Consider the following 24,142-nt stretch of genomic DNA (forward strand, 5'->3'; position numbering starts at 1 on the left):
CGCACTGGGCCGGGGGGCCTGGCCCGCTGCGGGCTCCCCAGCCTCGGCACGCGTCCACCCCCAGTGCTATCTGCCGATTTTCGGCATCCACAGAGTTATCCACAGGGTCGGTTCTCGACCTGGGGACAAGTCGACAGCCCAATGCGACATGGTCGACATATCGCTCCACCCGCACCAGATGCGTCCACAGGCCGCCAGGCCATCCAGGTCATCCCGTGTCAGCCCCTGTCGCCTCAATTCCGTTGATCAACTCATCAGGAGAGGGAATTCCCACCCGAACGAGTGTCTGAAGCGGGTTTGAACGGGAAATCCGCGAGCCATCACGCAGCTTTCGGAATGCCAACCTCCGGCATCCACAGACCTTCCTCACAGCCTGTGGATAACTCTCGGGAGACCGGGAGCCTGTGGACAAGCAACGATCAACTGCCCTTCCAGGCAAGGGGGATACGTCAAGACGAGTGAAGCCTTCTGCCCCATTTAGGGGAGTAGGCTCTTTTTATTGACGGTCGAGATCGACTTCAGCCGCACAATCTCCCCCAGCATTACCAATTCAGGCAATTAGGGCAAAGTGGCGCGCTCGGCAATATCGGTTCGAGCAGGGCAAGTACAGGCCGGTAGCCTGGAGGGGTGATTGACCTTCGCCTGCTCCGTGAGGACCCCGACCGTGTTCGCGCCTCCCAGCGCGCCCGTGGAGAGGACGTCGAACTCGTCGACGCCCTTCTCTCCGCCGACGAGCGGCGCAGGTCGTCCGGTGTCCGCTTCGACGAACTCCGCTCCGAGCAGAAAGCGCTCGGCAAACTCATCCCCAAGGCCTCGCCCGACGAGCGCGCCGAGCTGCTCAAGAAGGCCGAGCAGCTGAAGGCCGACGTCAAGGCCGCCGACGCGGCACAGGACGAGGCCGACGCCGAGGCCAAGAGCCTGATGCTCAAGATCGGCAACATCGTCCACGAGGACGTGCCGGTCGGCGGCGAGGAAGACTTCGTCGTACTGGAGACGCACGGCACGATCCGTGACTTCGGGGCCGAGGGCTTCGAGCCCAAGGACCACCTGGAGCTCGGCGAGATGCTCGGCGCCATCGACATGGAGCGTGGCGCCAAGGTCTCCGGTTCGCGCTTCTACTACCTGACGGGCGTCGGCGCGCTGCTGGAGCTCGCCCTCGTCAACGCCGCGATCGCGCAGGCCACCGAGGCCGGCTTCGTACCGATGCTGACGCCGGCGCTGGTCCGCCCGCGCGCCATGGAAGGCACCGGATTCCTCGGCCAGGCCGCGGAGAACGTGTACCACCTGGAGAAGGACGACTACTACCTGGTCGGCACCTCCGAGGTCCCGCTCGCCGCGTACCACATGGACGAGATCATCGACGCCGAGAAGCTGCCGCTGCGCTACGCGGGCTTCTCGCCGTGCTACCGCCGCGAGGCCGGTACGTACGGAAAGGACACCCGGGGCATCTTCCGGGTGCACCAGTTCGACAAGGTCGAGATGTTCTCGTACGTCGACCCGGAGGACGCCGAGGCGGAGCACCGCCGGCTCCTCGACTGGGAGAAGCAGTGGCTCACCGCTCTTGAGCTGCCCTTCCAGGTGATCGACGTCGCCACCGGCGACCTGGGCGCCTCGGCCTCCCGGAAGTTCGACTGCGAGGCGTGGATCCCGACGCAGGGCAAGTACCGCGAGCTGACGTCGGCGTCGAACTGCAACGGCTTCCAGGCCCGCCGTCTGTCCGTCCGGATGCGCGACACACGCGACGGCAAGAAGGTCCTCCAGCCGCTCGCCACGCTGAACGGCACGCTCTGCGCCGTACCGCGCACGATCGTGGCGATCCTGGAGAACCACCAGCTGGCCGACGGTTCGGTCCGGGTGCCCGAGGTCCTCCGGCCGTATCTGGGCGGACGCGAGGTCCTGGAGCCGGTCGCCAAGTGACCTTCCCGTACAAACTCGTCGCGACCGATCTCGACGGCACGCTGCTGCGTGACGACGACACGGTCTCCGGGCGCACCCGTGAGGCACTGGCCGCGGTCGCCGCGGCCGGTGCCGCGCACATCATCGTCACCGGCCGCGCGGTCCCCTGGACGCGTCACATCCTGGACGACCTGGGCTACGAGGGTCTCGCCGTCTGTGGCCAGGGCGCGCAGGTCTACCACGCCGGCGAACGCAAGCTGCTGACCTCGCTGACGCTGGACCGGCAGCTCGCCGGGCTCGCGCTGTCCAAGGTCGAGGCCGAGGTCGGTCCGCTGGCACTGGCGGCGAGCCGTGACGGGCTCGACGGCGAAGTCATGGTCGGTCCCGGCTACCGGGTACAGGAAGGGCCGCTTCCGGCGGTCTTCGTGAAGGACCCGGCCGAGCTGTGGTCCGCGCCCCTGAACAAGGTCTACATACAGCATCCCGAGCTAGACGACGACGAGCTGGCGAAGGTCGCACGCGCGGCCGTCGGCAACCTCGTGGACGTGGTCATGGCCGGTCCGGGAGTGGTGGAGATCCTGCCGCTGGGGCTGAGCAAGGCGACCGGACTCTCCCTGGCCGCGCGCCGGCTGGGCGTGAAGGCCGCGGACACCCTGGCCTTCGGCGACATGCCGAACGACATCCCAATGTTCGCGTGGGCGCGACGGGGCGTGGCGATGGCCAACGCGCACGAGGACCTGAAGGCTGTGGCCCAGGAGATCACCGCGTCCAACGAGGACGACGGCATCGCCGTGGTGCTGGAACGTTTGCTCCAGTCGTAGACGCCTGCTTCAGCCGCAGGTGTGCGGGCAAAGGGTTCGCGTACGGGTATGGGCGGGTGCAGGGTCGCGCAGCGGTGCGCGGCCCTGCCGCGGCGGAGGATGCGCGGATCGAACGCGCGCGGGGTTCACAGCCCCGACGACGGCTTAGCAAGCCGCTGCCTTACCACTCGGCCAATCCTCCGGGTGGGCGGCCGCGGCGCGATGCGCGGACAAGGCCGCCCCGGGCGTTGTACTCCGAGCGGCGTGGCGGAGTCGTCGGTGACTACTCCGGTGCCGGCTCGGGTCCGCCCTGCGGGGAACTCGACGTACTCGGACTCTCGGTCATCGTCGCGCTCCCCTCCCGGCCTGTGACGTGCTTGTCGGCGTAGTGCTGTTCTGACCGCGTGTGCCGTTCATGTCGGCGTGTGCCGTTCGTGGCGGCGTGTGCGGTACCAACCACTCTGCCGGGGACGGCCCTTCGACGCCACCCGTTTTCCGGGCGGGGCCGAAGGGCCGTGAACTCCTGCCGGATCAGCGCTGCTTGTTGCCGCGGCGGCTCAGATCCTTCAGGTTGCGGGCGAGTTCATCCATCCTGCCGTCGATACGGACGATGTCCTCGGACATGTGGCCCAGCCGCACGCTCATGGCGCCGACGACCTGATGGGTGACGTCCAGCCTCCGGTCGAGACTGTCGAGCCGGTGCGACATCCGGTTGAGGACCGGCCCGAGCTCCTGGAGCGCGGTACCGACTCCGGCCAGGCAGCTCTCCACCCGGGTGACGCGGTGTTCGAGCGATGCGTAGCCCGCCCGCAGGTCCTGCTCGGCGTCGAGCAGATACGTACGGACGCATCGGGCGATGTCGCTGTCGCGAAGAAGCATGGCGACGTTGAGGACGGTCCTGCGGGTGTAGAGGGTGAGCTGAGTGGCTGCCTGTGGATAACTTCCGGCCCCCTCACTCCCCCATAGGGACAACATGTCCCTATGGAACTCCCGCAGGTCAGCGCCGCGCATGAGGACAAGTCCGTTCTCTACGACCTCGGCTCGATGCCGCTGAGTGACCTTCTTGATGACTTCTGTGGATACTTCGAAGTACCGAGCCACATCCTCTGTGCGAAGGTGAATTCCGTCCGGGAGCATGACAAGGCTCTTGACCTTGTCGAGGACATCGACGCGCTCCATCTGCTCCACGCGCAGCGCGCGCGATTCGAGCAGGGCGACTTCTGTGGGCATGGGCATGCCTTCCGATCAAGGAACGACGATCCGCGAAACCGTCGACGGGCAGCCCTGTCCCGGGCCTGAGGGGCGGAGGACGCTCACGGTTGCCACTCACTCAATGACCGACCCGGCGGGCACTGCCTCGCCGGCATCGGCAATCCCTGTTTTCACGAAAGCCACGACGCCACGGATTCCAGTTGCCTCCACGTAGCCTGCCCAACGAACCGATAACCGTACAGTTACGCGTACGACTGTCCGAAATGCGTCAACCCCCACCGGGAAGGCGGGGGTTGACGGGTGGGGCGACGGCGATTCACTCCTCGCCGGCCAGCTTCAGCGTGCGCAGTTTCTGGCCCGCGTACCAGGTCGCCACGACCGTGACCGCCGCCAGCAGGACCGTCGCGGTCGTCAGTCCGACGTCGGAGGTGATCGCGCCCGAACCGCCGGCCTTCTCGGCGACCGCCAGGGACCACTGCTGGACGCTGAGCGTGCGCGCCCCCGGCACCAGGGAACCGAACAGGGCCTCCCACACCAGCGCGTAGACGAGGCCGAAGACGACCGCGTGCCGGCTGACGGTGCCCAGCAGCAGGAACAGCGCGCTGTACGCGATCGAGGCGACCAGTGCCGCGATGGTGTACGCCACCGCGATCTGCTGGCCGTTGCCGTTGAGGATCAGGCCCGCGATCATCGTCGGCAGCGCGGAGAAGACCATGGTCACGGCGATGGCCACGATCAGCTTGGTGAAGATGATCGTCGGCCGCTTCACCGGCTTGGACAGCAGGTAGACGATGGATCCGTCGTCGATCTCGGGACCGATGGCCCCGGTTCCGGCGATCACGCCGATCAGCGGCACCATCGTGGCGATGGCGAAGCCGCCCAGCACCTCCGAGGCCACCTGGTCGTCGGACCCGGCGAACGCCCGTACCGCGACGGCGATGGCCACCAGCAGCACCGGCAGGACGAACAGGATGGCGGCCCGGCGCCGACCGAGCAGGGCCCGGTAGGTGAGCCGGGCGACTGTGGGGTCGTACATGACGATTCACAGCTCCTTTCAGGCCACTACTCAGGCCGCTACGAGATAGGAGAAGACCGATTCGAGGGACTCGTCGGACGGCGAAACGGTCAGCAGACGGATTCCGTGTTCCCGCGCGACCTTCGGCAGCAGCTCGGTGAAGCGTCCGAAGTCGACCGCCTGGATCCGCAGGGCCCGTTCGCCCAGGTCCACCTCGATACCGGCCGTCGACGGGTCGGCGATCAGCGCGGCGGCGAGGGCGCGGTCGTCGCTGGAACGTACGAGATAGCGGTGCGGGCGGTCCGTCATCAGGCGGCGGATCCTGCGGAAGTCGCCGGACGCCGCGTGCCGTCCGGCCACGATCACCTCGATGTGGGAGGCGAGCTGCTCGACCTCTTCGAGGATGTGGGAGGAGAAGAGCACCGTACGGCCCTCTGCCCCCGTCCGTCGCAGCAGTTCCATCAGCTGCATCCGCTGGCGCGGGTCCATGCCGTTGAACGGCTCGTCGAGCAGCAGCACCGAAGGCTCGTGGACCAGGGCGGACGCCATCTTCACGCGCTGGCGCATGCCCTTGCTGTACGTCGAGATCTTGCGGTCCTGCGCGTACTCCATCTCGACCGTGGCCAGCGCCTTTCGCGCCTCCGCGTCGCCGAGCCCCTGGAGTTCCGCGTTGGCGACGACGAACTCGCGGCCGGTCAGGAAGTCGTACATGGCCTCCCGCTCCGGCACGATGCCGATCTCCTTGTACACGGCCTCGTTGCGCCAGATCGGCCTGCCGTCCAGCGTGACCGTGCCGGTCGACGGGGCGAGGAATCCGGCCATCATGTTGATCAGCGTGGACTTTCCCGCGCCGTTCGGCCCGAGCAGCCCGGTGACGCCCGGTCCCACCGTCATGCTCACGTCGTTGACGGCGACCACATTGCCGAACCAGCGCGAGGTGTGGTCGATCTCGATGGTGGTCACAGCCCGACCCTCCGGTAGCGGCGCATCAGTACGGCGTACGAGCCGGCGACGAGCGCGAGAACAACGATCAGATAGACCATGCCGACCCCGGCGTCCGGGCCCGACCCGCCGGGGAAGTCCGAGCCGGCCCCGAGGAACGCGGTCTGCACGCCGCCGATCAGCGTGATGGGGGAGAAGAGCCCCAGCCACTCGACGGCTCCTTCGGAGCCCGTGTGCCAGGCGATGGTCTGGACCACCGAGACCGCGCCGTAGGTGATGGACAGCACGGCGATCACCGCGGCGACACCGAAGCCGCGGCGCGGTGTCAGCGCGGCCATCACCAGGCCCAGCCCGGCGAAGAGCACGGAGAGCAGCCCCACCGAGACCAGCCCCTGGCCGAATCCCTTGGTCTGGTCGGCGAAGTCGAACTTCCCGAGCAGCGCGCCCGCATAGAGGATGACGAGCGGCGCGCCGGTGAGGATGAAGAGTGCGGAAGCCATGGCGGCCAGCTTGGCCACGACGTAGTCGACCCGTTCGATCGGCCGCGAGAAGTACAGCGGGACGCTCTTGAAGCGCAGATCCCTGGAGACCGACTGGGGCGCCTGTGCGGCGAGGAAGAGGCCGATCACGGCCTGGAGATAGATCGCGAACGCGGTGTACTTGATCGGCAGGGCGGTCGCCGTCGGGGTGGCGATGGCGACGGCGACGATGATCGCTGCGACCAGGCACATCACGCCGAAGAGCAGCATCGGCAGCACCTTGGACTTGGCGGACCGGCCGAGTCCGAACGAGCCGCGCAGCGACTGCGAGTAGAGCGAGCGCCGCGCATAACCACGGCCCAGCCGCGGGCCGTCGTAGGAGCGGTACCCGATGTTGTGGATGCGGGAGGTGTCGCTCCCGGCAACGGTCCCGGTCTCAGTGCTCATCGCGGCCGCTTCCCTTCTGCTGTACGGCGTGCTGCTCCTGCTGTACGGCGTGCTGCTGTACGGCTCCGGCGTCCGCGCCCGCGGTCGCGGGCACCCCCTCGGTACGGAAGACCTCGGCGATGTGGTGGCGCCGCTGCTCCATCCGTACGAGGCCGAGTCCGAGCCCGGCGACGCTGTCGCGCACGATGTCGTACGTCGCCTCGCCGACCGCTTCGACCAGCAGGATGTGGCCCGCACCGGGCAGTCCCTGCGCGTCGAGACCGTCCTGGCCGATGAACTTCACGCCGGCCCGGGTGAGGACCTGCCGCAGCGCGTCGGTGCCGTCCGGGTGGGTGTCGCTGTCGGTGACCTCGACCGCGAGGGTCGCGGTGGTCTGGGTGAAGTCGCTGGTGGAGCTGGAGCGCAGGAGCGTGCCGGCGTCGATGACGACGATGTGGTCGCAGGTGCGTTCCAGCTCGCCCAGGAGGTGCGAGGTGACCAGGACCGAGATGCCGAAGTCGGTGTGGACGCGGCGGATCAGTCCGAGCATCTCGTCGCGGCCGACCGGGTCGAGGCCGTTGGTCGGCTCGTCGAGCAGGACCAGCTGCGGGTCGTGGACCAGCGCCTGCGCCAGCTTCACCCGCTGCTTCATGCCGGTCGAGTAGCCGCCGATGGGGCGGTAGCGCTCCTCGTACAGGCCCACGTGCCGGAGCGTGTCGGCAGTGCGCTCACGGGCCGCCGTCGGCGGCAGTCCGGACATCCGTGCCATGTGGACGACGAACTCGGTGGCCGAGACGTCCGGTGGCAGGCAGTCGTGCTCGGGCATGTAGCCGACCCGTTCCCGGATGGCGGCGCCACTGGTGGCGACGTCGAGCCCGAGCACCGTGGCCCGGCCTTCGGTGGCGGGGGACAGACCCAGCAGGATCTTGATCAATGTGGACTTGCCGGCCCCGTTGGAACCCACCAGGCCGGTCACACCGGGGCCGATGTCCAAGGAGAGCCGGTCAAGCGCGGTCACCTGGGGGAACCGCATGCTCAGGCTTTCGGTCGCGATCACAGTCACGTTTCGAAGGTAGTGGCGCGGGCCACACCGGTCGTCAGCCCTGGCGGCTGGATCGGCGTCCGACTCCAGGCGTACGGACCCGTAAGGGGCCCCCACGAAGGAGGAGGGGCCCGGTCGGGAGCGGCGGCCCGGCCGAGTTGTCCACAGGTCTCCGCACACCCCTTGACGTAGCCGTCGGACATTGTCACATTCATCAGTGTCACGTTACGGGCACGTACCGCACACGGCAGGGAACGGACGGTGGCATGACCTCGGCAGTGAAGGACGAAACGGCCCCGGAACTGCGGGGGTTCAGAGAAGTCCAAAGCCTTGCGTACGCCTGCGCGGAGGCGGTCGCGGCCCGGCTCGAACCGGGCGTGACCGAGCGCGAGGCGGCTCGTATGCAGCGCGACTGGCTGCGCGAGCGCGGGGTGCGTGACTGGTTCCATCTCCCCTTCGCCTGGTTCGGGGACCGCACGGCGTTCGCCGGTTTCAAGGTGCCCCTGCAGTTCTTCCCGACCAACCGGAAGCTGGAGCCGGGGATGCCCTTCATCCTCGACATGGCCCCGGTCTACAAGGGCTGCACGGCTGACATCGGCTACTCCGGCTGTCTCGGGCTCAACCCCTTGCACGACAAGCTGATGGCCGATCTGGAGGCCCACCGCGAGCTGATACTGCGCGAGGTGCGTGAGCGGCGTTCGCTGCGCGAGATATACGAGGACGTCGAACGCCTCATGATCAAGCAGGGGTATGCCAACCGGCATCGCGCCTACCCCTTCGGTGTCATAGCCCACAAGGTCGACCGTGTCGCCGAGCGTCGCTGGTCCCCGCATGTGTTCGGCTTCGGCACCCAGTCCCTCAAGGGGCTGATGAGCGACGCGCTGCACGGGCACCGGGACGGCTGGTCACCGCTGTGGAGTCCGTACCGCTTCTCCGATCATCCGCCGCAGCCCGGTCTGTGGGCGGTGGAGCCGCATCTCGGATTCCGCGGTACGGGAGCCAAGTTCGAGGAGATCCTGGTGGTCACCGACTCCAAGGACCCCGAGCAGAGCGCCTTCTGGCTGGACGACGATCTGCCGCATGTGCGGCGCTGGGCCGAGGAAAGGGTGGCGGCATGAATCTCGGGAGCCTGCCGGGGGCGCGCGAGCGCCGGGTCCGCACGGGCGGAATCGAGCTGTGCGTGGTCGAGTTGGGCGACGAGGAGCGGCCCACGGTCGTCCTCGTGCACGGCTACCCGGACAGCAAGGAAGTCTGGACGGAGGTGGCGAAGCAGCTGGCCGACCAGTGGCATGTCGTGCTGTACGACGTGCGCGGGCACGGCCGGTCCACGGCCCCGAAGCCCCTGCGCGGCGGCTTCACGCTGGAGAAGCTCACCGATGACTTCCTGGCCGTCGCCGACGCGGTGAGCCCCGACCGGCCGGTGCATCTGGTCGGGCACGACTGGGGGTCGGTCCAGTCCTGGGAGTTCGTCACGGTCAAGCGGACCGAGGGCCGGATCGCCTCGTTCACCTCGATGTCCGGCCCTTCGCTGGACCACTTCGGGCACTGGATCAAGCAGCGGATGACCCGGCCCACGCCGCGCCGGGTCGGCCAGCTGCTCGGCCAGGGCGCCAAGTCCTGGTACGTCTACATGCTGCATACGCCGGTCCTGCCGGAGCTCGCCTGGCGCGGCCCGCTCAGCAAGCGGTGGCCGAAGATGCTTGAGCGCCTGGAGAAGATCCCGGCGGGCGACTACCCGACCCCCTCGCTGCCCGACGACGCGGCGCACGGCGCCTGGCTCTACCGCGACAACGTCCGCGCCCGGCTGAGCCGGCCGCGCACCGACGCCTACGCCCATGTGCCGGTCCAGCTGATCACCCCGACCGGCGACATCTTCCTCTCGGAGAAGCTGTACGACCAACTGGAGCTGTGGGCACCGCAGTTGGTACGCAGGACGCTCGACGCCAAGCACTGGGTGCCGCGCACCAGGCCGGACCAGCTCGCCGCCTGGATCAGCGAGTTCGTCGCCGCGAACGAGGCCGCCAAGGAGGACGGCCGTCCGGTGCAGGACACCGCGCCGACCGGGGCGTACGCGGACCGGTTCGGCGGCCGGCTGGTTCTCGTGACGGGCGCGGCGGGCGGCATCGGCAGGGCCACGGCCTTCGCGTTCGCCGAAGCGGGCGCCCGGGTGGTGGCCGTGGACCGGGACGCGGAGGGTGCGGCCAGGACGGCCGAGATGGCCCGGCTCATAGGAGCTCCGGCGGCCTGGGGCGAAGCGGTCGACGTCAGCGACGAGCAGGCGATGGAGAAGCTCGCCGAGAAGGTCGCCGCCGAGTACGGAATAGTCGATGTCCTGGTCAACAACGCCGGGATCGGCCTCTCCGGCTCGTTCCTGGACACCACGAGCGAGGACTGGAAGAACGTCCTGGACGTCAATCTGTGGGGCGTCATCCACGGCTGCCGGATCTTCGGCAGGCAGATGGCCGAGCGCGGCCAGGGCGGCCATATCGTCAACACTGCTTCCGCCGCCGCCTACCAGCCGTCCCGGGCGCTGCCCGCGTACAGCACCTCCAAGGCCGCCGTGCTGATGCTCAGCGAATGCCTGCGGGCCGAGTTCGCCGAGCGGTCGATCGGGGTCAGCGCCATCTGCCCCGGCATCGTCAACACGAACATCACGGCGACGACGCACTTCGCCGGTGCCGACGCGGCGGAGGAGAAGCGGCTGCGGAAGCGGACCAGCCGGCTGTACGGGCTCCGCAACTACCCGCCGGAGCGGGTGGCCGACGCGATCCTCAAGGCGGTGGTGCGCAACCAGGCCGTCGTGCCGGTGACCCCGGAGGCCCGCGGCGCCCGCCTCCTGTCCCGGTTCAGCCCCGGCGCGCTGCGCGGGATCGCCCGGCTGAAGCCGCCGCTGTGAGCGGCCCCGGGCGGTCGTCGGCCGCGGACCGGCAGTCCGCCGCCGAGTACCGGATCGAGGACCTGGCCCACGCGAGCGGGGCCACGGTCCGCACGATCCGCGCCTACCAGGACCGCGGCCTGCTGCCGACACCGGAGCGGCGCGGCCGGGCCAATGTGTACCGGGACACCCATCTCGCCCGGCTCCGGCAGATCGCCGATCTGCTGGACCGGGGTTACACGCTGGCCAGCATCAAGGAGCTCCTGGACGCCTGGGACACCGGCCGCGGTCTGGGCGGGGTGCTCGGACTCGTGGCCGAGGTGCACGGCCCCTGGACGGACGAGCAGGCCGACCGGATCACTGTGGACGAGCTGATCCGAAAGTTCGGCGGCGCCCCGGACGACGAGGCGGTCGCCGAAGCGGTGGAGCTCGGTGTGCTCGAACCGATCCCGGGCAGGGAGGACGAGTTTCTGGTGCCGAGCCCTCAAGAGCTGGCCGTCGCGGTCGAGTTGCACGCGGCCGGCGTGCCGCTCAGCGCGATCTCCGGTCATTTGCGGGAACTTCGCGGCCAGGTCGAGCAGATCGCCTCGCGCTTCCTGGAGTTCACCACCGAGCACGTCTTCGCCCGCTATCTCGGCCATCGACCCCCGACCGACGCGGACGCGGCCGAGGCGGCCGCCATGGTGCGCAGGCTGCGTCCGCTCGCCCAGCAGACGGTCGACGCCGAACTTGCCCGCGCGATGCGGACGTTCGCGACCCGCCATCTGCATCATCACCTCGCTTCGGACACACCTATCGGATCCGATTCCCCGTCGCTCGCGACGCGTCGCGTGGATCTCCCCTCCGAGACAATCCGGGCCGTCCAACAGCTGGTTGGCGCGGAGAACGTCTCCGCCTTCGTCACGGCCTCCACGGAACGCGAGGTGCAATCAAGGACATTGGAGGCACTTGCTCCATCCATCAACAAACATGAGTGAATTGACCAAACTGGTTGATTTCGCTTTCACTTGTCCACAGAATCGCCAATCAGCTTGTGGATAACTCAAGTTGACTGTGGATCAAACCTGTGGACGAAACTTTCTTCAGCGCGGCCGAGAATTGCTTCAGCACATCGTGAGCGAAACCCGGATGCGCCGACGGAACAGTCCCCGGCACCCTGGCCGCATGGATGAAAGACGCACCGTCAAGGTGTCCAAGTACCTCTCGAAGCACCTGCGCCATCAGCCGGAGCGGATCGGCATCACGCTCGACGCGAACGGCTGGGTGCCGATCGACACGCTGCTGCGTGCCCTGGCCCGCAACAACGTCCCCCTCACCCGGGCCGAGCTCGACCATGTCGTAGCCACGAACGACAAGCAGCGCTTTGCCGTGGAGAACGGCCGGATCCGTGCAAGCCAGGGCCATACCGTCCCGGTGGACCTCGACCTGCCACCGGCCGAGCCGCCCGCGTACCTCTACCACGGCACGGTGGGCCATGCGCTGGACTCGATCCGGAAGGAGGGCCTGCGGCCCATGGCCCGCACGCACGTCCACCTCTCGCCCGACCGCGAGACGGCGACCAGGGTCGGTGCCCGGCGGGGCCGGCCCGTCGTCCTGTCCGTGGACGCGGGCGCGATGCACCGCGCGGGCCACACCTTCCACGTCAGCGCCAACGGCGTCTGGCTCACCGCATCCGTACCGCCCGCGTTCCTGCGGTTCCGCGACTGACCAGCGGCAGCGGCCCGGCCACCCGGCACCGCGACCGCCCGGTCCCGCCGCACAGCCGAGCCCCCGTACGGAGCGGGAGTGTCCGTTTCCGGGCCCGTATGGTCGTATCCATGCGTCTGAGCACGGTGATCCTCCCCATCCACCGATGGAGCGAGGGACAGAAGATCTGGCGGCGGGCCGAAGACCTGGGGTTCCACGCCGCCTACACCTACGACCACCTGGCCTGGCGGACCTTCCGCGACGGCCCCTGGTACGGCGCGGTGCCGACTCTCACCGCCGCGGCCGCCACCACCGACCGGCTCCGCCTGGGCACCCTCGTCACCTCCCCCAACTTCCGGCACCCCGTCACGCTCGCCAAGGACCTCATCACGCTCGACGACGTCTCCGAGGGGCGCCTCACCCTCGGCATCGGCGCCGGCGGCAACGGCTTCGACGCCACGACACTGCGCCGGAGCGACGAGGAGCCGTGGACGCCGCGCGAACGGGCCGACCACTTCGACGAGTTCGTACCGCTGCTCGACCAGCTGCTGCGTGAGCCCTCGGTGACGTACGAGGGCACGTTCTACGCGGCGAACGAGGCCCGGAACATTCCCGGCTGTGTGCAGCGGCCCCGGCTGCCGTTCGCGGTGGCCGCCACCGGCCCGCGCGGAATGAAGCTCGCCGCCCGGTACGGCCAGGCCTGGGTCACCACGGGAGACCCGAAGCTCTACGAGACGGGCACCCCGGAGCAGTCCGTGGCGGCCATCCGCGGGCAGCTCACCAGGCTGGGCGCCGCCTGCGAGTCCATCGGCCGGGACGCCGCCGAGCTGGACAAGATCCTCCTCACCGGTTTCACCCCGGACCGCCCGCTCCAGTCGCTCGATGCCTTCGTGGACTTCGCGGGCACCCACTTCGCGCTCGGTTTCACCGAGATCGTCATCCACAACCCGATCCCCGACTCCGACTTCGCGGCGGACGAGAAGGTCTTCGAGCGCATCGCCACCGAGGGCCTGGCCCAGCTCGGCCGCTGACCCGGCCGCCGCCGGAACCGGCGCGCAGAACCAGCTCACCGGAACCGGCCCGCAGAACGGTTCCGCAACCTCTGGCATATGCACCGGGCATGTTCGCCTGGTCAGGGGCGCGCATCCTCAGATGTGCGCCCCTCCGCACGCCCGTGCACCCACGTACGTGAGAATGGACGGGTGACCTCAGCTACCGACTCGCCTTCGCCTGCCGCAATCCGGCTGATCGCCACCGACCTGGACGGCACCCTGCTCCGCGACGACAAAACGGTCTCCGACCGCACCGTCGCCGCGCTGGCCGCCGCCGAGGAGGCCGGTATCGAGGTCTTCTTCGTCACCGGACGCCCGGCCCGCTGGATGGATGTCGTCAGCGACCACGTGCACGGCCACGGCCTGGCGATCTGCGCCAACGGCGCGGCGGTCGCCGATCTGCACGCGGGCGGCGAGCTGGTCAAGGTCCGGCCGCTGGAGCGCGCCATCGCCCTCGATGTCGTCCGCTCGATGCGCTCCGCCGCCCCCGGCACCACCTTCGCCGTCGAGCTGGCCACCGGGATCCACTACGAGCCGGACTATCCGCCGTTCCACCTGGACCCGGGCGCCACGGTCGCCGTAGCCGAGAAGCTGCTGCACGAGGAGACGCCCGGCACCGGTGTCCCCGTGCTGAAGCTCCTCGCCCACCACGCCTCGCTGACCCCGGACGACTTCCTCGCCCTGGCCCGTACGACGGCCGGCGACCGGGCCTCCTTCACCCGGTCCAGCCCCACGGCCCTGCTGGAGGTCAGCGGTCCGGGGGTCTCCAAGGCCAGCACGCTGGAGCTCTGCTGCGCCGAGCGCGGAATCTCGCCCGCCGAGGTCGTCGCCTTCGGGGACATGCCCAACGACGTGGAGATGCTGAGCTGGGCGGGCACCTCGTACGCGATGGGCAACGCCCACCCGGCCGCACTCGCCGCCGCCACCGGCCGGACCGCCACCAACGGCGAGGACGGCGTCGCGGTCGTCATCGAGCGGATCATCGCCGAGCGCCGGGCAGCCGACGCCGGGCGCTGAACCGGGACAGCCGGCCCCGGGCGCTGAACCGGGACAGCCGGCCCCGGGCGCTGAACCGGGACAGCCGGCCCCGTACACGTGGACAGGCGCCTCAGAGAGGCGCCTCCCACACCACCGTCGTGCCGCCCCCGTCCTCCCCGATCCCGGGTCCGAACCAGCTCGCACCGCCGAGCGACTCCGCCCGGCGCGCCAGGTTCCGCAGCCCGCTGCGCCGGCCGCCCTCGGGGATTCCCACCCCGTCGTCGGCGACCGACAGCCGCACCGCGTTTCTCCCGTCGGGCAGCGTGGCGGTCGCGTCGACGACCACGTCGATCAACGACGCCTCGGCGTGCCGGAACGCATTGGACAGCGCCTCCCGCAGCGCCGCGATCAGGTTCTTGCCGGTGAGCTCGCCGACCAGCGCGTCGACCGGGCCCAGGAACCGGTGCGAGGGCTTGAAGCCCAGCGGGACCGCCGCCATGTTGATCTCGCGCAGGACCCGGGTGCGCAGCCCCGACGGCGCCTCGGCGGGTTCCTGCTGGAGCGCGAAGATCGCGGTACGGATCTCCTGGATGGTCACGTCCAGTTCGTCGACCGCGCGGCCGACCCCGGTCTGCACCTCGGGCACGTCCGACCTGCGCTGGGCACTTTCCAGCATCATCCCGGTGGCGAACAGCCGCTGGATGACCAGATCGTGCAGATCGCGGGCGATCCGGTCCCGGTCCTCGTAGACCGCCAGCCGCTCCCGGTCCCGCTGCGCCTCGGCCATCATCAGCGCGAGCGCGGCCTGCGAGGCGAACTGGGTGGCGAGGGTCCGCTCCGTCTCCGTGAACGGCCGGCCGTCCCGCGCGCGAGGCGTGGCGAGCGCGCCGAGCACCCGCCCGCCGCTGTGCAGTGGCAGCAGCATGCTCGGGCCGTACTGGTGGGCCAGCCTGGTGACCATGCGGGCGTCACTGGCGGAATCGTCCACGAAGACCGCCTCGCCGCCCAGCAGCTTCGCCACCACCGAGCTCTCGGGCCCGATGATCACCCCGAGCGAGGAGGTGGGGTCGTCCGAGGAGACGGCGACGATCTCCAGGCCGCCCTCCTCGGTGGGCAGCAGCACGATCCCGGCGGCGGAGTCGGCGAGGCGGCGGGCCTGTTCGGCGACGACGGAGAGCGCGTCGTCGGCGTCCCCGCCCGAGAGCAGCGCGGTGGTCACGGCCACCGATCCGTCGATCCAGCGCTCACGCTGGCGTGCCGCCTCGTACAGCCGGGCGTTGCCGATGGCGATCCCGGCCTCGGTGGCGAGCACCCGCACCATGTGCAGGTCGTAGTCGTTGAACTCGCCGCCGTCCTTCTCGGCCAGGTAGAGATTTCCGAAGATCTCCCCCTGCACGCGAATCGGGACGCCCAAAAAGGTCCGCATCGGGGGGTGGCCGGGCGGGAAGCCGGCGAACCTCGGATCAGCCGTCAGATCGGCGAGCCGCACCGGTGCCGGGTCGTGGATCAGCGCGCCCAGCAGCCCCCGGTGCCCGTCGGGGCGGTGGCCGATCTCGTCCGCCACCTCGTCCGGCACTCCATAGGTGACGAAGTCGGAGAGCCCCTCGCCCTCCTTGTCGACGACGCCGATGGCGGCGTAGCGGGAGTGGGCGAGTTCGGCGGCCGTCTCGCAGATCCGGTCGAGGGTGGAGTGCAGCTCCAGGCCCGCGCCGACGGAGCGCATGGCCTCCAGCAGCTGCGGGATGCGGGCGGTGATCTCGGTGGACAGGCCCTGCAGGCTGCGAGTCGCCCGGGTAGCCGCTTCGAGTGAGTCCTTCGGGTCCTGCTCCGGCATACCCCGAGAGTAGTTAGTCCCGATTCACGAGGAAAGTCGGTTCTCGTACCGCCCGGCTCACGCGTGCACGCCCACGGCCTCCGCGCGCCGCCCGGTTCACGCGTGCACGCCCACGGCCTCCGCGCGCCACCCGGCTCACGCGTGCACGCCCACAGCCTCCCCGGACACCGCCGGCGCCTCCTCCCGTGCGCCCACGGCTCCGCCGGGTGCCCGTGCGGTCTCCCGCTCGCGCTCCAGCATCCGGCGCAGGGGGCCTTCCCCGGCGGCGAGGTCGGCGTACGGGCCGCGCTGCACGACCCTGCCCCCGTCGAGCACCAGCACCTCGTCGACGGCTTCGAGTCCCTTCAGGCGATGGGTGATCAGGACGGTCGTGCGCCCCTCGGTGGCGGCCAGCAGGTCGGCGGTCAGGGCGTCCGCGGTCGCCAGGTCGAGATGCTCGGCGGGTTCGTCCAGGACCAGTACGGGGAAGTCGGCGAGGATCGCCCTGGCCAGGGCGAGGCGTTGGCGCTGGCCGCCGGAGAGGCGTGCGCCGTGTTCGCCGACGAGGGTGTCGAGCCCGTCGGGCAGCGCATCGGCCCAGTCCAGCAGCCGTGCCCGGCCGAGGGCGTCCCGCAGTTCCTCGTCCGTCGCCCCGGTCCGGGCCAGCCGCAGGTTCTCCCGGATGGTGCTGTCGAAGACATGGGCGTCCTGGGCGCACAGCCCGACGAGCCGCCGTACCGCGTCCCCCTCCAGCGCACCGGCCTCGACGCCGCCGATCCGGTACGTCCCCGCCCGTGCGTCCAGGAAGCGGACCAGGACCTGGGCGAGGGTCGTCTTCCCGGAGCCGGAGGGCCCGACGACGGCGATGCGCCGGCCGGCCGTCAACGTCAGGTCGACGCCGTCGAGGGCGTCCCGCGCCGCTCCGGCGTACCGCGCCGACAGCCCCCGTACCTCCAGCGGGAAGGGCGACGCGGGCGCCTCGGCCGGGCGCTCGGGTTCGTGTACGGGCAGCGGGGCGTCCAGCACCTCGTACACCCGCTCCGCGCTGCGCTCGACCCTCCGGCGGTACTGCACGGCGAGCGGCAGGCCGGCCACGGCCTCGAAGGCGGCCAGCGGGGTGAGCACCACCACCGCGAGTTCCACGCCCGCGAGCCGGCCGTCGTGCACGGCGGGCAGGGCGACGAGTGCGGTGGCGACGACGGTGAGGCCGGTGACCAGGGAGATGAGGCCGCCGCCGAGCGCGTTGGAGGTCGCCGCGCGGGCGGCGATCCGGGTCAGCACGCCGTCGGCGTCCCGGGTCCGTTCCGCACGGGCGGGCAGGGCACCCGCGACGGTCAGTTCGGCGGTGCCGCCGAGCAGGTCGGTGATCCGGGTGGCCAGATCGGCGCGTGCGGGGGCGAGCCGACGTTCCGTGTGCCGGGAGCAGGCGCTGCTGACCAGTGGCACTCCCACCCCGGCCAGCAGCAGTCCGGCGGCCAGCACGACGCCTGCCGCGGGCAGCAGCCAGCCGATGAACCCGGCGGCCGCCGTGCCGACGACCACGGCGGTCCCGGCGGGCAGCAGCCAGCGCAGCCAGTAGTCCTGCAGGGCGTCCACGTCGGCGACGAGCCGGGAGAGCAGGTCCCCGCGCCGGGTGCGGCGGAGTCCGGCGGGCGCGATGCGCTCCAGCCCCCGATAGACCGAGACGCGCAGTTCGGCGAGCATCTTGAGCACCGCGTCGTGCGACACCAGGCGCTCGGCGTAGCGGAAGACCGCCCGGCCGATTCCGAAGGCGCGGGTCGCGGTCACGGCGACCATCAGATAGAGCACCGGGGGCTGTTCGGAGGCGCGGGAGATCAGCCAGCCGGAAACGGCCATGAGCCCGACGGCCGAGGCCAGGGCGAGGCTGCCCAGCAGCAGCGCGAGCGCCAGCCGGCCGCGCTGTGCCCCGGCGGCCTCCCTGACCCGGGCCAGGACCCGTCCGGAGCGGGCCGCGGTCTCCCGCAGCACCTCGGGCTCCGGCGCCTCTTCCTCGCGTTCCTCGCGTTCCTCGCGGGCAAGGGGCGCGCGCGTCGGCCGTGGCACGGCCCCGGACGTCACGGCCGCCCCGACCGTCGCGGACTTCGTGACCGTCGCGGACTTCGTGGCCGCCACAGCCGCCCCGGCCGTCCCAGCCGCCCCGGCAGTCCCGTTGCTCGTCGCTCGCTCGGTCGCGCCCGGGTCCAGGGTCACCACCCGGTCGGCCACCGGGAGCAGCGCCGGGCGGTGCACGACCAGCAGCACGGTCCGGCCCACGGCCAGTCGCCGTACCGCCTCGACGATCCCCGCCTCCGTCTCGCCGTCCAGGCTCGCGGTCGGCTCGTCGAGCAGCAGCAGCGGGCGGTCGGCGAGGAAGGCCCGTGCGAGGGCGAGCCGCTGGCGCTGTCCGGCGGAGAGGCCCGCGCCGTCCTCGCCGATGAGCGTCCGTGTCCCGTCCGGCAGTTCCGCCACGAAGTCGTACGCCCCGGCGTCCCGCAGGGCGGCCGTCACCGCGCGGTCGTCGGCGTCCGGCCGGGCCAGCCGTACGTTCTCCGCGATGGTGCCCGCGAAGAGATGCGGGCGCTGCGGCACCCAGGCGATCCGTTCCCGCCACCGCTCGGGCGCGAGCGTCGCCAGATCGACGCCGCCGATCCGTACCCGCCCCTCGTCGGGTGCCGTGAAGCCGAGGACCACGTCGAGCAGGGTCGACTTCCCCACGCCGCTGGGGCCGACCAGAGCCACGGTCTCCCCCTCGTCCACCACCAGTGAGGCCGCGTCCAGCGAGGGTTCGGCACGTCCCTCGTGCCGTACGGTCACCCCCTCCAGCTCCAGCCGGAGGGAATCGGGTACGTCCGCCGTGCCGGCCGACCGGGGCTCGGTCTCCAGGACCGCGAAGATCTCCTCGGCGGCGGAGAGCCCCTCGGCGGCCGCGTGGTACTGAGCGCCGACCTGGCGGATCGGCAGATAGGCCTCGGGCGCCAGGATCAGCACCACCAGGCCGGTGTAGAGGTCGAGCTCGCCGTGCACCAGCCGCATGCCGATGGTGACGGCCACCAGGGCCACCGACAGCGTCGCCAGCAGTTCCAGGGCGAAGGACGACAGGAACGCGATCCGCAGGGTCCGCAGCGTGGCCCGGCGGTACTGCGAGGTGATCGTACGGATGGACTCGGCCTGTGCCTTGGCACGGCCGAAGACCTTCAGCGTCGGCAGCCCGGCGACCACGTCGAGGAAGTGTCCGGAGAGTCGGGACAGCAGCCGCCACTGGCGGTCCATCCGTGACTGGGTGGCCCAGCCGATCAGGATCATGAAGAGCGGGATGAGGGGCAGCGTGACCACGATGATCGCCGCCGAGACCCAGTCCTCGGTGACGATCCGGGCCAGGACCGCCACGGGCACGACCACCGCGAGTCCGAGCTGCGGCAGATAACGCGCGAAGTAGTCGTCGAGCGCGTCGACACCACGGGTGGCGAGCGCCACCAGGGAGCCGGTGCGCTGGCCGCTCAGCCACCCGGGACCGAGCGCCGCGGCCCGTGCCAGCAGCCGGCCGCGGAGTTCGGACTTGACCGCCGCGCTGGCCCGGTACGCGGCCAGTTCGGTCAGCCAGGAGACCAGGCCCCGGCCGAGCGCGACCGCGGCGAGCAGGATCAGCGGGGTCCGCAGCCCGGAGACCGTCAGTCCGTCCTCGAACCCGCCCACCACCACTTCGGCGACGAGCATGGCCTGGGCGATGACCAGTACCGCCCCGACAACTCCGAGCGCCACCACGGCTGCCAGGAAGAAGCGGGTGGCACGGGCGTGGCGGAGCAGACGCGGGTCGATCGGTTTCACGTGAAACAGCCCCTAGCGATCTCGGTCGTTCGATCGGGGTCCGCCCGGCGGACCGGGGTCGGCGTCGCGACCCCGGCCGTGATCCGCCGGTCGGGCCCCAGCTGCGTTCAGTGCGCTTCGGCGATGTGCTGCGTACCGATGCGCTTGCGGAACACCCAGTACGTCCAGCCCTGGTACAGCAGGACGAGGGGGGTGGCGATCCCGGCACACCAGGTCATGATCTTCAGCGTGTACGGGGTGGACGAGGCGTTGGTGACCGTGAGGCTCCAGGCGTCGTCCAGCGAGGACGGCATGACGTTCGGGAAGAGCGTCAGGAAGAGCATCGCGACCACCGCCGCGACGGTCACGCCGGAGAAGGCGAAGGCCCAGCCCTCGCGTCCCGCCGCTATCAGGGCGACCGCGGCAACCAGCGCGGCCGCGGCAACGATCATCGCCAGCAGGCTCCAGCCGTCCCCGTTGTCGAGCTGGGTCCAGATCAGGAAGCCGAGCGCGAGCACCGCGGTGACGATCCCCAGCTTCAGCGCCAGCCGGCCCGCCCGCTCCCGGATGTCCCCGACCGTCTTGAGCCCCGCGAACACGGCGCCGTGGAAGGTGAAGAGGAAGAGCGTGACCAGTCCGCCGAGAATGGCGTACGGGTTGAGCAGGTCCCAGAAGTTGCCCACGTACTCCATGTCGGCGTCGATCTTCACGCCGCGCACGATGTTCCCGAAGGCCACGCCCCAGAGCACGGCCGGGATCAACGAGGTCCAGAAGATGGCGTGTTCCCAGTTGGTCTGCCACTTCTCGCCGGACCGCTTGGCCCGGTATTCGAAGGCGACCCCGCGCACGATCAGGCAGACCAGGATGATCAGCAGCGGCAGGTAGAAACCGGAGAACAGTGTGGCGTACCACTCGGGGAAGGCGGCGAAGGTCGCGCCGCCCGCGGTGAGCAGCCACACCTCGTTGCCGTCCCAGACGGGCCCGATCGTGTTGATCAGGACCCGTCGTTCCTTGCGGTCGCGGGCCAGCAGCTTGGTGAGGACGCCGATCCCGAAGTCGAATCCCTCCAGGAAGAAGTAGCCGGTCCAGAGGACGGCGATGAGCACGAACCAGACGTCGTGGAGTTCCATCTCTCAGCTCCTCTGCTCTCAGTAGGAGAAGGCCATCGGCCGGTCGGCGTCGTCGTGGTCGCCGCCGATCCTGGTGGGCGGGTTGAGGTCGGCCTCGGTGAGCTCGGGCGGGCCTGCCTTGATGTACTTCACGAGCAGCTTGACCTCGACGACCGCGAGCACGGCGTAGAGCAGGGTGAAGCCGATCATCGAGGTGAGCACCTCGCCCTGCGAGACGCCGGGGGAGACCGCGTCGCGGGTCTGGAACACGCCGTAGACGACCCAGGGCTGGCGGCCCATCTCGGTGAAGATCCAGCCCCAGGAGTTGGCGATCAGCGGGAAGAGCATCGTCCAGAGCGCGAGGATCCAGTAGCACTTGGCGAACTTCGGGCTGAGTGCCTTGTTCTTGAAGAGGACCAGGTTCGGCACTTCGTCCTCACCGGTCCGCAGCCCCGGCGGCAGCATGAACTTCTTCCGGGTCAGCCACAGCCCGAGGATGCCGAGGGCGAAGGAGGCCATCCCGAAGCCGATCATCCAGCGGAAGCTCCAGAACGCGACCGGGATGTTGGGCCGGTAGTCGCCGGGGCCGAACTTCTCCTGCTCCGCCTTGTTGATGTCGTTGATGCCGGGGACGTACGAGGTGAAGCTGTCGTCCGCGAGGAAGGACAGTATCCCCGGGATGGAGATCTCCACGGTGTTGTGGCCCTTGGCCACGTCACCGACGGCGAAGAGCGAGAACGGCGCACCCTTCTCGCCCTCCCAGAGGGCCTCGGCGGCGGCCATCTTCATCGGCTGCTGCTTGAACATGACCTTGCCGAGCGTGTCGCCGCTGATGGCGGTGAGCAGTCCGGCGACGACCACGGTGACCAGGCCGAGCCGCAGCGAGGTCCGCATCACCGGGATGTGCTTCTTGCGCGCCAGGTGGAAGGCGGCGATGCCGACCATGAACGCGCCGCCGACCAGGAAGGCCGCGGTGATGGTGTGGAAGAACTGGGCGAGCGCGGTGTTCTGGGTGAGCACGTGCCAGAAGTCGGTGAGCTCGGCCCGGCCGCGTTCCTCGTTGATCCGGTAGCCGACCGGGTGCTGCATCCAGGAGTTGGCCGCCAGGATGAAGTACGCGGACAGGATCGTCCCGATGGAGACCATCCAGATGCAGGCGAGGTGGATCTTCTTCGGCAGCTTGTCCCAGCCGAAGATCCACAGCCCGATGAAGGTGGACTCGAAGAAGAACGCGATCAGCGCCTCGAACGCGAGCGGGGCACCGAAGATGTCACCGACGAACCGCGAGTAGTCGGACCAGTTCATGCCGAACTGGAACTCCTGCACGATGCCGGTGACGACACCCATGGCGATGTTGATGAGGAAGAGCTTCCCCCAGAACTTCGTCGCCCTGAGGTACTTCTCGTTGTTCGTCCGGACCCAGGCGGTCTGCAGGCCGGCAGTGAGCGCGGCGAGCGAGATCGTCAGGGGAACGAACAGGAAGTGATAGACGGTGGTGATACCGAACTGCCATCGCGCCAGCGTCTCCGGCGCCAGAGCTAGCTCCACGTCGTCTTCTCCTTACGTCGCCGTAATCACACCGGCAGTTTGCCCTTTAAATCCGACTAATCACGGGAGGAACAGGACACGCTTGTGAACGCGTTCACATTCACAAGCATTATGGCGCACAGACTTTCGGGACGTTCGGGCGGGGTACCCCTCTTGGGACGTTCCGATCAATCAGCCCGAACCAGACGCACCGGCCATCGACAGCGAGAAGGCCCCGTAAGCACGAGAAGGCCCCGTACCTCGTCGAAACGAGGTACGGGGCCGGGAGCCCTTCGCCACACGGGCGGCCTGCGCTGGCGGCCTGCGCGGGCGGCCTGCGCGAGTGACCTACAGTGCCTCGCGGAACGACTCCGCCACCTTCAGGAACAGGTCGTTCGCCTCGTCCTCCCCGATCGTGACCCGCACGCCCTCGCCCATGAACGGCCTGACCACCACTCCGGCCCGCTCGCACGCTGCGGCAAAGTCGGCGGTACGGTCCCCGAGCCGCATCCAGACGAAGTTCGCCTGGGAATCCGGCACGGTCCACCCCTGCCCGGCCAGCGTCCGCTGCACCCGCTGGCGCTCGGACACCAAGGAGCCCACCCGCCCCAGGAGCTCGTCCTCGGCACGGAGCGAGGCGACCGCCGCGTCCTGCGCGAGCTGGCTGACCCCGAAGGGCACCGCCGTCTTGCGCAGCGCGGCCGCCACCGGCTCGTGGGCCACGGCGAAACCGACCCGCAGGCCCGCCAGGCCGTACGCCTTGGAGAAGGTCCGCAGCACCGCCACATTGGGCCGGTCCCGGTAGATCTCGATGCCGTCCGGCACCTCGACGTCCCGGATGAACTCCCGGTACGCCTCGTCGAGCACCACCAGGACATCGCCTGGCACCCGGTCCAGGAACCGCTCCAGCTCGGCCCGGCGCACCACGGTGCCGGTCGGGTTGTTCGGGTTGCAGACGAAGATCAGCCGGGTGCGGTCCGTGATCGCGTCCGCCATCGCGTCGAGGTCGTGCACCTCGCCCTCGTTCAGCGGAACCTTCACCGAGGTCGCACCGCTGACCTGCGTGATGATCGGGTACGCCTCGAAGGACCGCCAGGCGTAGATGACCTCGTCACCCGGGCCCGACGTGGCCTGGAGCAGCTGCTGCGCCACCCCGACCGAGCCGGTTCCGGTGGCGAGGTGCGAGAGGGGCACACCGAAACGGTCGGCCAGCTCGTTCATCAGGCCGGTACAGGCCATGTCCGGGTAGCGGTTGAAGTTCGCGGCCGCCGCCAGGGCGGACTCCATCACTCCGGGCAGCGGCGGATACGGATTCTCGTTGGAGGACAGCTTGAACGCGACCGGTCCACCGGCGGCGGCCGGCTTGCCCGGTACATAGGCGGGGACGCCGTCCAGCTCGGCACGCAGCTTGGGGCTCGTCTCGCTCACCGCAGGTCCTCCTCGATCGTCTGTACACATCAATACTGCTCACCTTATGAGGATTGGG

Annotated in this window: 18 protein-coding genes and 1 tRNA gene; 8 read left to right on the plus strand and 11 right to left on the minus strand. The window is 69.8% G+C overall.

Going from position 1 to position 24,142, the window contains the following annotated elements; genetic code table 11:
- The first annotated feature begins 627 nt into the window (after positions 1–627).
- Together serS and ACFYY1_RS11895 are read left to right on the plus strand one after the other, a co-directional pair.
- Positions 628–1,917 (plus strand): serine--tRNA ligase, encoded by a 1,290-nt coding sequence (gene serS / locus ACFYY1_RS11890; RefSeq protein WP_388583668.1) that lies wholly within the window; start codon positions 628–630, stop codon positions 1,915–1,917.
- On the plus strand, positions 1,914–2,717 hold the full coding sequence (locus ACFYY1_RS11895; RefSeq protein WP_388583669.1) for an HAD family hydrolase: 804 nt from the start codon (positions 1,914–1,916) through the stop codon (positions 2,715–2,717). The genes serS and ACFYY1_RS11895 overlap by 4 nt, the downstream gene beginning before the upstream one ends.
- 93 nt (positions 2,718–2,810) lie before the next feature.
- Here ACFYY1_RS11895 and ACFYY1_RS11900 read toward each other — a convergent pair.
- The 6 genes from ACFYY1_RS11900 to ACFYY1_RS11925 form a co-directional block, all read right to left on the minus strand.
- A tRNA-Ser gene (locus ACFYY1_RS11900) sits at positions 2,811–2,898 on the minus strand.
- Between the two features lie 329 nt (positions 2,899–3,227).
- Positions 3,228–3,926 carry a hypothetical protein gene (locus ACFYY1_RS11905; protein WP_388583670.1) on the minus strand — a complete coding sequence of 233 codons (699 nt, stop codon included), beginning with the start codon at positions 3,924–3,926 and terminating at the stop codon, positions 3,228–3,230.
- Positions 3,927–4,224: 298 nt separating this feature from the next.
- The gene (locus ACFYY1_RS11910; protein ID WP_388583672.1) at positions 4,225–4,944 is read right to left on the minus strand and encodes an ABC transporter permease; all 720 of its coding nucleotides are present in this window, start codon (positions 4,942–4,944) and stop codon (positions 4,225–4,227) included.
- A 30-nt stretch (positions 4,945–4,974) separates the two neighbouring features.
- Positions 4,975–5,886, minus strand: coding sequence for an ABC transporter ATP-binding protein (locus ACFYY1_RS11915; RefSeq protein ID WP_358940823.1), 912 nt, complete (start codon positions 5,884–5,886; stop codon positions 4,975–4,977).
- On the minus strand, positions 5,883–6,791 hold the full coding sequence (locus ACFYY1_RS11920; protein ID WP_388583673.1) for an ABC transporter permease: 909 nt from the start codon (positions 6,789–6,791) through the stop codon (positions 5,883–5,885). Before ACFYY1_RS11920 ends, ACFYY1_RS11915 begins: the two co-directional genes overlap by 4 nt.
- Positions 6,781–7,803: an ABC transporter ATP-binding protein gene (locus ACFYY1_RS11925; RefSeq protein ID WP_388584671.1), complete on the minus strand. Its 1,023-nt coding sequence runs from the start codon at positions 7,801–7,803 to the stop codon at positions 6,781–6,783. Before ACFYY1_RS11925 ends, ACFYY1_RS11920 begins: the two co-directional genes overlap by 11 nt.
- Positions 7,804–8,078: 275 nt before the next feature.
- Here ACFYY1_RS11925 and ACFYY1_RS11930 point away from each other — a divergent pair, with 275 nt between their 5' ends.
- From ACFYY1_RS11930 to ACFYY1_RS11955, 6 genes are all read left to right on the plus strand, one after another.
- Entirely contained in the window at positions 8,079–8,930 is an 852-nt protein-coding gene (locus tag ACFYY1_RS11930; RefSeq protein WP_388583675.1) for a M24 family metallopeptidase, read from the plus strand.
- The gene (locus ACFYY1_RS11935; protein ID WP_388583676.1) at positions 8,927–10,708 is read left to right on the plus strand and encodes an SDR family oxidoreductase; all 1,782 of its coding nucleotides are present in this window, start codon (positions 8,927–8,929) and stop codon (positions 10,706–10,708) included. The genes ACFYY1_RS11930 and ACFYY1_RS11935 overlap by 4 nt, the downstream gene beginning before the upstream one ends.
- Positions 10,705–11,664 (plus strand): MerR family transcriptional regulator, encoded by a 960-nt coding sequence (locus ACFYY1_RS11940; RefSeq protein WP_388583678.1) that lies wholly within the window; start codon positions 10,705–10,707, stop codon positions 11,662–11,664. The genes ACFYY1_RS11935 and ACFYY1_RS11940 overlap by 4 nt, the downstream gene beginning before the upstream one ends.
- 187 nt (positions 11,665–11,851) lie before the next feature.
- The gene (locus ACFYY1_RS11945) at positions 11,852–12,394 is read left to right on the plus strand and encodes an RNA 2'-phosphotransferase (RefSeq protein ID WP_388583680.1); all 543 of its coding nucleotides are present in this window, start codon (positions 11,852–11,854) and stop codon (positions 12,392–12,394) included.
- 98 nt (positions 12,395–12,492) lie between these two features.
- Positions 12,493–13,404 carry an LLM class flavin-dependent oxidoreductase gene (locus ACFYY1_RS11950; protein ID WP_388583681.1) on the plus strand — a complete coding sequence of 304 codons (912 nt, stop codon included), beginning with the start codon at positions 12,493–12,495 and terminating at the stop codon, positions 13,402–13,404.
- Between the two features lie 171 nt (positions 13,405–13,575).
- Positions 13,576–14,442: a Cof-type HAD-IIB family hydrolase gene (locus tag ACFYY1_RS11955; RefSeq protein ID WP_388583683.1), complete on the plus strand. Its 867-nt coding sequence runs from the start codon at positions 13,576–13,578 to the stop codon at positions 14,440–14,442.
- A 91-nt stretch (positions 14,443–14,533) separates the two neighbouring features.
- On the opposite strand, the gene ACFYY1_RS11960 is transcribed toward ACFYY1_RS11955, so the two are convergent.
- The 5 genes from ACFYY1_RS11960 to hisC all read right to left on the minus strand — a co-directional run bounded on the left by ACFYY1_RS11960 (position 14,534) and on the right by hisC (position 24,084).
- Positions 14,534–16,237 carry a GAF domain-containing sensor histidine kinase gene (locus tag ACFYY1_RS11960; protein WP_388583685.1) on the minus strand — a complete coding sequence of 568 codons (1,704 nt, stop codon included), beginning with the start codon at positions 16,235–16,237 and terminating at the stop codon, positions 14,534–14,536.
- A gap of 135 nt (positions 16,238–16,372) precedes the next feature.
- A complete protein-coding gene (gene cydD / locus ACFYY1_RS11965) occupies positions 16,373–20,041 on the minus strand; it encodes a thiol reductant ABC exporter subunit CydD (RefSeq protein ID WP_388583687.1) in 3,669 nt (1,222 codons plus the stop codon).
- A gap of 107 nt (positions 20,042–20,148) precedes the next feature.
- Positions 20,149–21,150: a cytochrome d ubiquinol oxidase subunit II gene (gene cydB / locus ACFYY1_RS11970; RefSeq protein ID WP_388583689.1), complete on the minus strand. Its 1,002-nt coding sequence runs from the start codon at positions 21,148–21,150 to the stop codon at positions 20,149–20,151.
- A gap of 18 nt (positions 21,151–21,168) precedes the next feature.
- The gene (locus tag ACFYY1_RS11975; protein WP_388583691.1) at positions 21,169–22,677 is read right to left on the minus strand and encodes a cytochrome ubiquinol oxidase subunit I; all 1,509 of its coding nucleotides are present in this window, start codon (positions 22,675–22,677) and stop codon (positions 21,169–21,171) included.
- A 327-nt stretch (positions 22,678–23,004) separates the two neighbouring features.
- On the minus strand, positions 23,005–24,084 hold the full coding sequence (gene hisC, locus ACFYY1_RS11980) for a histidinol-phosphate transaminase (RefSeq protein WP_388583692.1): 1,080 nt from the start codon (positions 24,082–24,084) through the stop codon (positions 23,005–23,007).
- Positions 24,085–24,142: the final 58 nt, after the last annotated feature.

Origin of the sequence: Streptomyces sp. NPDC001890 (genome assembly GCF_042891445.1) — a bacterium.
GTDB lineage: Bacteria > Actinomycetota > Actinomycetes > Streptomycetales > Streptomycetaceae > Streptomyces.

Coding starts and splice junctions, on each gene's coding strand:
- ACFYY1_RS11945 (WP_388583680.1), top strand. CDS start 11,852: ATGGATGAAAGACGCACCGTCAAGGTGTCCAAGTACCTCTCGAAGCAC.
- ACFYY1_RS11910 (WP_388583672.1), bottom strand. CDS start 4,944: ATGTACGACCCCACAGTCGCCCGGCTCACCTACCGGGCCCTGCTCGGT.
- cydB (WP_388583689.1), bottom strand. CDS start 21,150: ATGGAACTCCACGACGTCTGGTTCGTGCTCATCGCCGTCCTCTGGACC.
- ACFYY1_RS11935 (WP_388583676.1), top strand. CDS start 8,927: ATGAATCTCGGGAGCCTGCCGGGGGCGCGCGAGCGCCGGGTCCGCACG.
- ACFYY1_RS11925 (WP_388584671.1), bottom strand. CDS start 7,803: ATGCGGTTCCCCCAGGTGACCGCGCTTGACCGGCTCTCCTTGGACATC.
- ACFYY1_RS11950 (WP_388583681.1), top strand. CDS start 12,493: ATGGTCGTATCCATGCGTCTGAGCACGGTGATCCTCCCCATCCACCGA.
- ACFYY1_RS11960 (WP_388583685.1), bottom strand. CDS start 16,237: ATGCCGGAGCAGGACCCGAAGGACTCACTCGAAGCGGCTACCCGGGCG.
- ACFYY1_RS11930 (WP_388583675.1), top strand. CDS start 8,079: ATGACCTCGGCAGTGAAGGACGAAACGGCCCCGGAACTGCGGGGGTTC.
- ACFYY1_RS11920 (WP_388583673.1), bottom strand. CDS start 6,791: ATGAGCACTGAGACCGGGACCGTTGCCGGGAGCGACACCTCCCGCATC.
- ACFYY1_RS11905 (WP_388583670.1), bottom strand. CDS start 3,926: ATGCCCACAGAAGTCGCCCTGCTCGAATCGCGCGCGCTGCGCGTGGAG.